Consider the following 11,785-nt stretch of genomic DNA (forward strand, 5'->3'; position numbering starts at 1 on the left):
CCGCACGCCCCCGGCCACGGTAGGGTGGTACGTCGAGCAACCTCCCTTTAAGCCCGTCCTGTGAGGCGGGGAAGGAGTCGCACGCATGAGCACGTCCACACCCACGTCCGGACCCGGACGTCCCGCCCCCGGCGCGGACCCCACGGCCGCCGGACCGACGCCCACCGGCACCGGCACCACGGTCCTCGGACCCGACGACGTCGGACGGGCGCTGACCCGCATCGCGCACGAGATCGTGGAGCGCAACAAGGGCGTCGACGACGTCGTCCTGCTGGGCATCCCGACGCGCGGCCTGCCCCTGGCCCGCCGGCTCGCGCAGCGGCTCGCGCAGGTGGAGCACGCCGACGCCGCCGACCTCGTCGGCAGCCTCGACGTGACGATGCACCGGGACGACCTGGCCCACCAGCCGACCCGCACCATCGGGGACACGTTCGTCCCCGGCGACGGGATCGACGGCAAGGTCGTCGTCCTCGTCGACGACGTCCTGTACTCGGGACGCACCATCCGCGCCGCCCTCGACGCGATCAGCGACCTGGGCCGACCCCGCGCGGTCCAGCTCGCCGTCCTCGTCGACCGCGGCCACCGCGAGCTGCCGATCCGCGCCGACTACGTCGGCAAGAACCTGCCCACGGCCACCGCCGAGCGCGTCCGCGTGCTCCTCGCGGAGACCGACGGCGACGACCGCGTCGTCATCGAGGGGGCCACCCGATGAGGCACCTGCTCTCGGCCGCCGACCTGGGGCTCGACGAGGCCGTCCTCGTCCTGGACACCGCCGCGCAGATGGCCGCCACGCAGGCGCGTGAGATCAAGAAGCTCCCCACGCTGCGCGGGCGCACCGTCGTCAACCTCTTCTTCGAGGACTCCACCCGCACGCGCATCTCGTTCGAGACCGCCGCCAAGCGACTCTCGGCCGACGTCATCAACTTCTCCGCCAAGGGCTCGAGCGTGTCCAAGGGCGAGTCGCTCAAGGACACCGCGCTGACCCTGCAGGCCATGGGCGCCGACGCCGTGGTCATCCGCCACCAGGCGTCCGGGGCGCCGCACACCCTGGCCCACGCGGGCTGGACCCACGGTGCGGTCGTCAACGCCGGCGACGGGATGCACCAGCACCCCACCCAGGCCCTGCTCGACGCGTACACGCTGCGCCGCCACCTCGTCGGTGACGGTGGCCGCGCCGACGTCACCGGCCGCGACCTGTCCGGTGCGCACGTCGCCGTCGTGGGGGACGTCCTGCACTCCCGGGTCGCCCGCTCCAACGTGCAGCTGCTGCGCACCCTCGGTGCCCGCGTCACGCTGGTCGCACCGCCCACGCTCGTGCCCGTCGGTGTGCACGCCTGGCCCGCCGAGGTGTCCTACGACCTGGACGACGTCCTGGCCACCGGACCCGACGCCGTCATGATGCTGCGCGTCCAGCGCGAGCGGATGTCGAGCGCCGGCGGCGGGTTCTTCCCCAGCCCGCTGGAGTACACCCGCAACTACGGGCTGGACGCACGCCGCCTGGCGATGCTGCCCGACCACGCCGTCGTCCTGCACCCCGGACCCATGAACCGGGGCCTGGAGATCTCGGCCGACGCGGCCGACTCGCCGCGCGCCGTGATCGTCGAGCAGGTCGCCAACGGCGTCGCGGTCCGCATGGCCGTGCTGTACCTGCTGCTGGCGGGCGGCGACACCGCCCGCGGCGAGGCACCCGCCGGGCGCACGGGGGACCACCAGGAGCGCACCGACGTGCGCACGGACGAGACGAGGACGCACGCGTGACGACCCACCTGCTGACCGGCGCCCGCCCCCTGGGCGGCGAGCCCACGGACGTCCTGCTGGCCGACGGCGTGGTCGCCGCGATCGGCGCCGAGGCCCGCCGCCCCGGTGCCCACGTGGTCGCAGCCGAGGGCCTGGTGCTGCTGCCCGGGCTCGTCGACCTGCACACCCACCTGCGCGAGCCGGGCCGCGAGGACGCCGAGACCGTCGAGTCCGGCACCCGGGCCGCCGCGCTCGGCGGCTTCACCGCCGTGCACGCCATGGCGAACACCACCCCCACGCAGGACACCGCGGGCGTCGTCGAGCAGGTCTGGCGCCTGGGCCGCGACGCCGGCTGGTGCGACGTGCACCCCGTGGGCGCCGTCACCGTCGGGCTCGCGGGGGAGCGGCTCGCCGAGCTCTCCGCCATGGCCCGGTCCGCCGCCGCGGTGCGCGTCTTCTCCGACGACGGCAAGTGCGTGCACGACCCCGTCGTCATGCGCCGCGCCCTGGAGTACGTCAAGGCGTTCGACGGCGTCGTCGCCCAGCACGCCCAGGAGCCCCGGCTCACCGAGGGCGCCCAGATGCACGAGGGCGTCGTGTCCGCCGAGCTCGGCCTCACCGGCTGGCCCGCGGTCGCCGAGGAGGCCGTCATCGCCCGCGACGTGCTCCTCGCCGAGCACGTCGGCTCCCGGCTGCACGTCCTGCACCTGTCGACCGCCGGCTCCGTCGAGATCGTGCGCTGGGCCAAGGCCCGCGGCATCGACGTCACCGCCGAGGTCACGCCCCACCACCTCATGCTGACCGACGAGCACGCGCGCGGCTACGACCCCCGCTTCAAGGTGAACCCGCCGCTGCGCACCGCCGACGACGTCGAGGCGGTCCGCCAGGGCCTCGCCGACGGCACCATCGACACCGTCGGCACCGACCACGCCCCGCACCCCCGCGAGGACAAGGACTGCGAGTGGGCCGCCGCGGCCTTCGGCATGACCGGGCTGGAGACCGCGCTGTCCGTCGTCCAGGCCGCCATGGTCGACACCGGCCGCATGACCTGGGCCGACGTCGCCCGCGTCATGTCCACCGCCCCCGCCCGCATCGGGCGCGTCCCCGGCCAGGGTCGGCCCATCGCCGTGGGGGAGCCCGCCAACCTCACCCTCGTCGACCCCCACGCGCGCCGCCTCGTCGTCCCCGAGCAGCAGGCCACGGCCAGCGTCAACTCCCCGTTCGCCGGGCAGGAGCTGCCCGGGCGGGTGGTCGCCACGTTCCTGCGGGGACGCCCGACCGTCCTCGACGGCGCCCTCGTCCCGGCAGGGGTGCACGCCTGATGCCCGTCTGGGCCTCCGTCGCGATCCTCGCCGCGCTCGCGGTGCTGGGTCTGTGGGGCATGTGGCGCGGCTGGCAGGCACGTGGCCGGCGGACCGCGGCCCTGGTGCCGAGCGTCCCGACGGTCCCCGCGTCTCCCGGCGCGCCCGTCGGCGCGCCCGTCGAGGCGGTCTACGTCTCCTCGACACGCGCCGGCGACTGGCTCGACCGCGTCGTCGCGCACGACCTGGGCGTGCGCAGCCCCGCGCTGGTGCAGGTGCACGCGGACGGCGTGCTGCTCACCCGCACCGGCGCCGCCGACGTGTGGGTGCCCGCGGGTGCGCTGCGTGCCGTGGGGACCAGCAGCGGGCAGGCCGGCAAGTTCGTCGGCCGCGACGAGCTGGTGGTCCTCACCTGGGTCCCGGACGCGACGACCGGCACCGCCATCGACACCGCGCTGCAGGTGCGCCACGACGACGCGCGTCCCGCGCTGCTCGCCGCGGCCCGCACCCTGGCAGCGCCCACCGACACCGAGACGGCGCCGCCCACGGCGCAGGAGGAGCAGGCATGAGCGACGCGATCCTCGTCCTCGAGGACGGCCGCACGTTCACCGGGCGGGCCTACGGCGCGACCGGGCGGACGCTCGGCGAGATCGTCTTCAACACCGGCATGACGGGGTACCAGGAGACCCTGACCGACCCGTCGTACCACCGGCAGATCGTCGTGATGACGGCGCCCCACATCGGCAACACCGGCGTCAACGACGAGGACGCCGAGTCGCGCCGCATCTGGGTCGCCGGGTTCGTCGTGCGGGACCCCGCGCGCCGCTCGTCGAGCTGGCGGGCGCGCCGCACCCTCGACGACGAGCTCGTCGCGCACGGCGTGGTCGGCATCAGCGACGTCGACACCCGTGCCCTGACCCGTCACCTGCGCGAGCGCGGCGTCATGCGTGCCGGCATCTTCTCGGGCGACGCGCTGGTGCGGCCCGAGGGGGAGCGGCGGCCCGTCGACGAGCTGGTCGACGAGGTGCTGGCCGCCCCGGTGATGGCCGGTGCGGACCTGGCGGGCGAGGTCAGCGTCGACGAGGCGTACGTCGTGCCGGCGCTCGGTCCGGACGGGCAGCCGCTGGCCGAGCCGCGGGCCCGCGTCGCCGCGGTCGACCTGGGCATCAAGTCGATGACGCCGCAGCGGCTCGCCGAGCGCGGCGTCGAGGTGCACGTGCTGCCCGCGACGTCGGCGATCGACGACGTGCTCGCCGTCGGGCCCGACGGCGTGTTCTTCTCCAACGGCCCGGGCGACCCGTCGGCCGCGCGCCACGAGATCGACGTGCTGCGGGGCGTGCTCGACCGCCGCATCCCGTTCTTCGGCATCTGCTACGGCAACCAGCTGTTCGGCCGCGCCCTCGGGTTCGGCACCTACAAGCTGCGCTACGGGCACCGCGGGGTGAACCAGCCTGTCGTCGACCGCACCACCGGCAAGGTGGAGATCACCGCGCACAACCACGGCTTCGCCGTGGACGCCCCCCTCGACGCGGAGACCGTCGCACCCTTCGACGGCGGCCGCTACGGCCGCGTGCGGGTGTCGCACGTCGACCTCAACGACGACGTCGTCGAGGGCCTCGAGGCGCTCGACCTGCCGGCGTTCTCGGTCCAGTACCACCCCGAGGCCGCGGCGGGTCCGCACGACGCCGCGTACCTGTTCGACCGCTTCCTCGACCTCATGACCACGCACCGCGACGGCTCGACGCCGGACGCCGCCACCACCGAGAAGGGCGCCGCCTGATGCCCCGTCGCGACGACCTGAAGTCCGTCCTCGTCATCGGGTCCGGCCCGATCGTCATCGGCCAGGCCTGCGAGTTCGACTACTCCGGGACGCAGGCGTGCCGCGTCCTGAAGGAGGAGGGCCTGCGGGTCGTCCTCGTCAACTCCAACCCCGCCACGATCATGACGGACCCCGAGTTCGCCGACGCCACCTACGTCGAGCCGATCACCACCGAGGTCCTCACGTCGATCATCGCCAAGGAACGCCCCGACGCGATCCTGCCCACTCTGGGCGGGCAGACCGCGCTCAACGCGGCGATCGCGCTGGACGAGGCCGGCGTGCTCGAGAAGTACGACGTCGAGCTCATCGGCGCCAACATCCCCGCGATCCAGAAGGGCGAGGACCGCGAGCAGTTCAAGCAGGTCGTCGAGGTCTGCGGCGGGGAGTCGGCGCGCTCGGCGATCATCCACACGATCGACGAGGCGCTGGTCGCGGCCGAGGACCTCGGGTACCCGATGGTCGTGCGCCCGTCGTTCACCATGGGCGGGCTCGGCTCGGGCATCGCGTACGACGAGGCGGACCTGCGCCGGATCGTCGGTCAGGGCCTGCACTACTCGCCGACCACCGAGGTGCTCCTCGAGGAGTCGATCCTCGGCTGGAAGGAGTACGAGCTCGAGCTGATGCGCGACAAGCACGACAACGTCGTGGTCGTCTGCTCGATCGAGAACGTGGACCCCGTCGGCGTGCACACCGGTGACTCGATCACGGTGGCGCCGGCCCTCACGCTGACCGACCGCGAGTACCAGCGGCTGCGGGACATCGGCATCGCCGTCATCCGCGAGGTCGGCGTCGACACCGGTGGCTGCAACATCCAGTTCGCGGTGCACCCGGACACGGGTCGCGTCATCGTCATCGAGATGAACCCGCGAGTGTCGCGGTCCTCGGCCCTGGCGTCCAAGGCGACGGGCTTCCCGATCGCCAAGATCGCCGCCAAGCTCGCGGTGGGCTACACGCTCGACGAGATCCCGAACGACATCACGGGCTCCACCCCGGCGTCGTTCGAGCCGACCCTCGACTACGTCGTGGTCAAGGTCCCGCGGTTCGCGTTCGAGAAGTTCCCCGCGGCGGACGACACGCTCACCACGACCATGAAGTCCGTCGGCGAGGCCATGGCGATGGGTCGCAACTTCGCCGAGGCGCTCGGCAAGGCGATGCGGTCCATCGACAAGGGCGGCTCGACGTTCCACTGGGACGGGGAGCCGGCGACGGGCGAGCAGCTCGACACCCTGCTCTCGACGATCTCGCGGCCCACGGAGGGTCGCCTGGTCGACGTGCAGCAGGTGCTGCGCGCCGGCGTGAGCGTCGACGAGGTCTACGCGCGCACGGGCATCGACCCGTGGTTCCTCGACCAGGTGCAGCTGGTCAACGAGGTCGCGCAGGCCACGGCCGACGCGCCGGCGCTCACCGCCGACGTGCTGGCGCACGCCAAGCGCCACGGCCTGTCCGACGTGCAGGTCGCGTCGCTGCGGCGGACCAGCGAGGACGCCGTGCGGCGCACGCGCTGGGCGCTGGGCGTGCGGCCGGTCTACAAGACCGTCGACACGTGCGCGGCCGAGTTCGAGGCCCGCACGCCGTACCACTACTCGTCGTACGACGAGGAGACCGAGGTCGCCCCGCGTGAGCGCCCCGCGATCCTCATCCTGGGCTCGGGGCCCAACCGCATCGGCCAGGGCATCGAGTTCGACTACTCGTGCGTGCACGCCGCGCTCGCCCTCAAGGACGAGTACGAGACCGTCATGGTCAACTGCAACCCCGAGACCGTCTCCACGGACTACGACACCGCCGACCGCCTGTACTTCGAGCCGCTGACCTTCGAGGACGTGCTCGAGGTGTACGAGGCCGAGCTGGCCGCCGGGCCGGTGGCCGGTCTCATCGTGACCCTCGGCGGCCAGACGCCGCTGTCCCTCGCGCAGCGTCTGTCCGACGCCGGCCTGCCCATCCTGGGCACCTCGCCCGAGGCGATCGACGCCGCCGAGGACCGTGCGGAGTTCGGCGAGGTCCTCGCCGCGGCGGGTCTGCCCGCCCCGGCGTTCGGCACCGCCACGCACCTCGAGGCGGCGAAGGAGACGGCCCGGCGCATCGGGTTCCCCGTGCTCGTGCGGCCCTCGTACGTGCTGGGCGGGCGCGGCATGGAGATCGTCTACGACGAGGCGCAGCTCACCGAGTACGTCGAGCGGGCGATCGCGGAGCAGCTGGGCGGCGACCGCGGCGGCAGCCTGCCGCCGCTGCTGATCGACCGGTTCCTCGACGACGCCATCGAGATCGACGTCGACGCGCTGTACGACGGCACCGAGCTGTACCTCGGCGGTGTCATGGAGCACATCGAGGAGGCCGGCGTGCACTCCGGCGACTCGGCGTGCGTCCTGCCGCCCGTGACGCTGTCGGTGGCCGAGCTGGAGCGGATCCGGACCTCCACCGAGGCGATCGCCCGCGGTGTCGGGGTCCGCGGGCTGCTGAACATCCAGTTCGCGCTCGTGTCCGACGTGCTCTACGTGCTCGAGGCCAACCCGCGCGCGTCGCGCACCGCACCGTTCGTGTCGAAGGCCACCGGCGTCTCGCTGGCCAAGGCCGCCGCGCTGGTCATGACCGGGCGGTCCATCGCCCAGCTGCGCGCGGAGGGGGTGCTGCCCCCGACCGACGCGAGCGTCGTCGACCTGGACGCGCCGATCGCCGTCAAGGAGGCGGTGCTGCCCTTCAAGCGGTTCCGGACCGCCGCCGGCACGGTCGTCGACACGGTCCTCGGCCCCGAGATGCGCTCGACCGGCGAGGTCATGGGCTTCGACGTGGACTTCCCCACGGCGTTCGCCAAGTCGCAGGCCGCGGCGTTCGGCGGGCTGCCCACCGGCGGCCGGGTGTTCATCTCCGTGGCGGACCGCGACAAGCGGTCGATCGTGTTCCCCGTCAAGCGCCTCGTGGAGCTCGGGTTCGAGATCCTCGCGACGGAGGGGACGTCCGCGGTGCTGCGGCGCAGCGGGATCCGCGCGAGCGTCGTGCGCAAGCACTCCGCGGGTCGCGGCCCGGGCGGCGAGCCCACGATCGTCGACCTCATCACGGCCGGTGAGATCGACATGGTCGTCAACACGCCGTCCGGGCAGGGCGCGCGCGCCGACGGCTACGAGATCCGCGCCGCCACGACGGCCGCCGACAAGGCCATCGTCACCACCGTGCAGCAGCTCGGTGCCGCGGTGCAGGCCATCGAGGCGCTGCAGTCCGGGCCGTTCGCGGTCACGAGCCTGCAGGAGCACGACGCGGCCGCGGCGGCGCGTCGTGCCGCCCTGGCCGCGGCGGCCCACGCCGGGGTCGACGCGTGAGCGACGGTCCCGTCCCGTTCGGTGCCCGCCTCGCGGCGGCGATGGACGAGCACGGACCGCTCTGCGTCGGCATCGACCCGCACGGATCGCTCCTGGGGGACTGGGGCCTGCCGGACGACGCCACCGGGCTGCGGGAGTTCTCGCTGCGCGTGATGGACGCCGTGGCGGGCCGGGTCGCGGCGGTCAAGCCGCAGGCCGCGTTCTTCGAGCGGCACGGCTCGGCCGGCCTGGCGGTCCTCGAGGAGGTGGTCGCGGCGGGGCGTGCCACCGGGACGCTCGTGGTCGTCGACGCCAAGCGGGGGGACATCGGGTCGACCATGGGCGCGTACGCCGACGCGTACCTGAGCGACGGCTCGCCGCTGGCGGGGGACGCCCTGACGGTGTCGCCGTACCTCGGCTTCGGGTCGCTGGGTCCGGCTGTCGAGCTGGCCCTGGCGACGGGACGCGGGCTGTTCGCCCTGTGCCTCACCTCCAACCCGGAGGGCGCCGAGGTGCAGCACGCCCGCACCGCCGACGGCGTGACGGTGGCGGCCGCGGTCGCCGCGCGCGCCGCCGCGCTGAACGAGGGTGCGTCGCCGCTGGGCTCGGTCGGGCTGGTCGTGGGCGCCACGATCGGGGACGCGGCCCGCGCGACGGGCGTCGACCTGGCGGCCGTCAACGGGCCGCTGCTGGCGCCCGGGGTGGGGGCGCAGGGGGCCGGTGCGCGCGAGCTGGCGGCCGTCTTCGGTGACGCCCGGCGGCAGGTCCTCGCGTCGTCCAGCAGGGGAGTGCTGCGTGCCGGCCCCGAGGTCGGAGCGCTGCGGGACGCGGCCGGTCGGGCCGCCGCGGAGGCCGCTGCAGCCCTGCGCTGAGCCACCGCACGAGGGGCGGCCACCGGGGGTGGTGGCCGCCCCTCGGCATGCCGTCGGACGGGCACGTGGACGCCCGGTGCCTTCCCGATGCCTTCCCGGGGGCGGTGCGGGGGCGGTGCCAGGCTCGCGTGCCTCGCGGTCGTGCCTTCGTTCCGGTCAGGCGCGATGTCTGATAACGGAACCTGGCGCCCCGGAAGCCGCCTCAGCGATCGACAACGAGGGCCGCCTGACGGCGGCCCGCAAGGACTGGACGACACGCCGACCGGCCCGCCGCTGCGTCCACCGGGCTCCGCGGTGGCGCGACCTCGTGGGACCCCCGCGTCCGCGGCACCCGGTACCGTCCGTCCCGTGGCGGGGGAGACGACGGTGGGACGGGCGGTGGCCCGGTGCCTCGCCACCCTCGGCGACCTGCACCCGAGCACGGCGCGGGCGTACCGGTGGGCGCTGAGCGACCTGGCCGCGACGTGCGGGGACGACCAGCTCGCCGACGTCCTCGGAGGACCGGCTCTCGGTCTGTGGCTCGCGTCGCCCACGGCGGCCGGGAAGGAGCCGTCACCGGCGTCGGTGCGGCAGCGGGCGACCGCGGCGCGCGGACTCGTGCGGTTCGCGCTCGACCACCGTCTGCTCGACGCCCCGACCGCGGAGTCCGCGGTGCGCACCCTGCGCCGGCCGGCGACGCCCGCGGTGACACGCGACACGTCCGCCGCCCGTCTCCTGCTGGCACGGGCGGTCGGCGGGCGTCCGTACGGCGTGTCGCACGACGTGTGGGTCCGCTTCCGGGCGCACGCGCTCCTGCTGGCCGAGACGGGCGCGCCCGAGCGCGACCTGGGCCGTGCGCTCCTCGCCGAGGTGGCGCCCGACCGCTCCGCTCTCACGCTGGCAGGTGCGTGCTACGCGGTGGGGGAGCCGACCCGGCACGCACTGGGAGCCTGGCTCGTGGCCCGCGAGGAGCTCGTCGGGACGCTGCAGGGGAGCCCGCCGCCCCAGCTGTGGGTGCGTGCGCACCCGTCGACGCACCCCCGCACGGGCGTCGTCGCCCCGGTGGGCATGCCCATCACCGCACGTGGGCTGCGCAAGGCGTTCCAGGAGGTCGTCGACGTGCTCAGCGGTGCCGACCCGCGCCTCGCCACCTGCACCGTCGCGCACGTCCGCGCGCTCGCCCGCCCTGCGACCGCGTGACGAGCGCAGGCCGACGACCTCACCGGCCCGCCCGGCGACGGTCCCACGACCTGCGGCGGGGCCGCGCGGGCGCGCGTCGGCGCAGGTCGCGGGCGACACACCACGCCCCCGCGTTGCCGACCGGCAGTACCGTCGCTAGTTTCGTGTCAGATCCCGCGCAACGGCGACCAGGATCTCCGGCCCAGTGACGAGAAGGTGAAGCGCGTGGCTCTTCCTCCGCTGACTCCCGAACAACGAGCCGCCGCGCTCGAGAAGGCTGCCGCGGCGCGGCAGGCCCGTGCCGAGGTGAAGAACCGCCTCAAGTACTCGCAGGGCTCCCTGTCCGAGGTGATCGAGCAGGGGCAGCAGGACGAGACGATCGGCAAGCTCAAGGTCGCCGCGCTCCTCGAGTCCCTGCCCGGTGTGGGCAAGGTCAAGGCCCGTGCGATCATGTCCGAGATCGGCATCTCGGAGACGCGCCGGGTGCGTGGCCTCGGTCCGCACCAGGTCAAGGCGCTCGTCGACCGGTTCGGCTGAGCGTCCTGCGACGGCGCCCCGCCCGACACCGGGCGGGGCGCCGTCGCACGTCCGGGACGAACCGGACGCCATCCCCGGAACCTGGAGCGGTGCACCACCCATGACCAAGCAGCCGGCACGGCTCACCGTGCTCGCCGGACCGACCGCCGTGGGCAAGGGGACGGTCTCGGCCGACATCCGCGCCCGCTACCCGCAGGTGTGGCTCTCGGTGTCGATGACCACCCGCGACCCTCGCCCCGGCGAGGTCGACGGACTGCACTACCACTTCGTGTCGCCCGAGCGCTTCGAGGAGATGGTCGAGCACGGCGACCTGCTCGAGTGGGCCGTCGTCCACGGCCGCAACCGGTACGGCACCCCCCGGGGGCCCGTCCTCGAGCGGCTCGCGGCCGGTGAGCCCGCGCTGCTGGAGATCGACCTGCAGGGGGCGCGGCAGGTCCGTCGGACCATGCCGGACGCGCGCTTCGTCTTTCTCGCGCCGCCGTCCTGGGACGAGCTGGTCCGCCGGCTGGTCGGGCGCGGGACGGAGAGCGCCGAGGAGCGCGAGCGGCGGCTGGAGACGGCCCGTGTCGAGCTCGCCGCGGAGCCCGAGTTCGACCACGTCATCGTGAACGACGACGTGCACCGCGCCACGGACGAGCTCGTGCGGCTGATGGGCGTCGACGCCTGAGGGTTCCCGGGCGACGCGCGGGACCAGGTACGATGGGACCGACTGCGCCGCTCGACGCCCACCTCCCACCCGGGGCTCGTGCCGACGGCGCCTCAGACCCGCTCAGCCATCCGACAGGACTGGAGTCCTCCGTGTCCGGAACCGTTGCCGCCCCCACGGGCATCACCGACCCGCCGATCGACCGCCTCCTCGAGCGCGCCGACTCCAAGTACGCGCTCGTGCTGTTCTCGGCCAAGCGCGCGCGGCAGATCAACGCGTACTACGCCCAGCTCAACGAGGGCCTGCTCGAGTACGTCGGCCCTCTCGTCGAGACCCGCCCGCAGGAGAAGCCGCTCTCCATCGCCATGCGCGAGATCGACGCCGGGCTGCTCACGTCCGAGCCCGTCGCGGAGGCCTGAGCCTCC

At 74.2% G+C, this 11,785-nt stretch carries 11 protein-coding genes; all 11 read left to right on the forward strand.

All coding sequences use genetic code 11. The annotated features are described in order from the left end of the window. The first annotated feature begins 85 nt into the window (after window positions 1-85). The 11 genes from pyrR to rpoZ all read left to right on the forward strand — a co-directional run bounded on the left by pyrR (window position 86) and on the right by rpoZ (window position 11,779). Window positions 86-712: a bifunctional pyr operon transcriptional regulator/uracil phosphoribosyltransferase PyrR gene (gene pyrR / locus KG103_RS09355; RefSeq protein WP_207342275.1), complete on the forward strand. Its 627-nt coding sequence runs from the start codon at window positions 86-88 to the stop codon at window positions 710-712. Continuing rightward, complete coding sequence (locus KG103_RS09360; RefSeq protein ID WP_207342274.1) at window positions 709-1,758, forward strand: aspartate carbamoyltransferase catalytic subunit; 1,050 nt, start codon at window positions 709-711, stop codon at window positions 1,756-1,758. The genes pyrR and KG103_RS09360 overlap by 4 nt, the downstream gene beginning before the upstream one ends. Beyond that, window positions 1,755-3,059 carry a dihydroorotase gene (locus tag KG103_RS09365; RefSeq protein ID WP_207342273.1) on the forward strand — a complete coding sequence of 435 codons (1,305 nt, stop codon included), beginning with the start codon at window positions 1,755-1,757 and terminating at the stop codon, window positions 3,057-3,059. Before KG103_RS09360 ends, KG103_RS09365 begins: the two co-directional genes overlap by 4 nt. After that, window positions 3,059-3,607, forward strand: coding sequence for a PH-like domain-containing protein (locus tag KG103_RS09370; protein ID WP_207342272.1), 549 nt, complete (start codon window positions 3,059-3,061; stop codon window positions 3,605-3,607). Before KG103_RS09365 ends, KG103_RS09370 begins: the two co-directional genes overlap by 1 nt. Continuing rightward, a complete protein-coding gene (carA, locus tag KG103_RS09375; RefSeq protein ID WP_207342271.1) occupies window positions 3,604-4,818 on the forward strand; it encodes a glutamine-hydrolyzing carbamoyl-phosphate synthase small subunit in 1,215 nt (404 codons plus the stop codon). The genes KG103_RS09370 and carA overlap by 4 nt, the downstream gene beginning before the upstream one ends. After that, entirely contained in the window at window positions 4,818-8,168 is a 3,351-nt protein-coding gene (gene carB / locus KG103_RS09380) for a carbamoyl-phosphate synthase large subunit (RefSeq protein WP_207342270.1), read from the forward strand. The genes carA and carB overlap by 1 nt, the downstream gene beginning before the upstream one ends. Further along, a complete protein-coding gene (gene pyrF / locus KG103_RS09385; protein WP_256439573.1) occupies window positions 8,165-9,019 on the forward strand; it encodes an orotidine-5'-phosphate decarboxylase in 855 nt (284 codons plus the stop codon). The genes carB and pyrF overlap by 4 nt, the downstream gene beginning before the upstream one ends. 348 nt (window positions 9,020-9,367) lie before the next feature. Then, complete coding sequence (locus tag KG103_RS09390; RefSeq protein ID WP_207342269.1) at window positions 9,368-10,198, forward strand: hypothetical protein; 831 nt, start codon at window positions 9,368-9,370, stop codon at window positions 10,196-10,198. A gap of 204 nt (window positions 10,199-10,402) precedes the next feature. After that, complete coding sequence (gene mihF / locus KG103_RS09395; protein ID WP_013117080.1) at window positions 10,403-10,714, forward strand: integration host factor, actinobacterial type; 312 nt, start codon at window positions 10,403-10,405, stop codon at window positions 10,712-10,714. A 100-nt stretch (window positions 10,715-10,814) separates the two neighbouring features. Continuing rightward, window positions 10,815-11,381, forward strand: coding sequence for a guanylate kinase (gmk, locus tag KG103_RS09400; protein ID WP_207342268.1), 567 nt, complete (start codon window positions 10,815-10,817; stop codon window positions 11,379-11,381). Between the two features lie 131 nt (window positions 11,382-11,512). Then, window positions 11,513-11,779: a DNA-directed RNA polymerase subunit omega gene (rpoZ, locus tag KG103_RS09405; protein ID WP_089798991.1), complete on the forward strand. Its 267-nt coding sequence runs from the start codon at window positions 11,513-11,515 to the stop codon at window positions 11,777-11,779. Window positions 11,780-11,785 lie beyond the last annotated feature (6 nt).

It is taken from the genome of Cellulomonas wangleii, from assembly GCF_018388445.1.
GTDB lineage: Bacteria > Actinomycetota > Actinomycetes > Actinomycetales > Cellulomonadaceae > Cellulomonas > Cellulomonas wangleii.

Bases quoted from the DNA above. Each gene is read 5' to 3' on its own strand.
- carA (WP_207342271.1), top strand. From the start codon at position 3,604: ATGAGCGACGCGATCCTCGTCCTCGAGGACGGCCGCACGTTCACCGGG.
- gmk (WP_207342268.1), top strand. From the start codon at position 10,815: ATGACCAAGCAGCCGGCACGGCTCACCGTGCTCGCCGGACCGACCGCC.
- pyrR (WP_207342275.1), top strand. From the start codon at position 86: ATGAGCACGTCCACACCCACGTCCGGACCCGGACGTCCCGCCCCCGGC.
- KG103_RS09360 (WP_207342274.1), top strand. From the start codon at position 709: ATGAGGCACCTGCTCTCGGCCGCCGACCTGGGGCTCGACGAGGCCGTC.
- KG103_RS09370 (WP_207342272.1), top strand. From the start codon at position 3,059: ATGCCCGTCTGGGCCTCCGTCGCGATCCTCGCCGCGCTCGCGGTGCTG.
- carB (WP_207342270.1), top strand. From the start codon at position 4,818: ATGCCCCGTCGCGACGACCTGAAGTCCGTCCTCGTCATCGGGTCCGGC.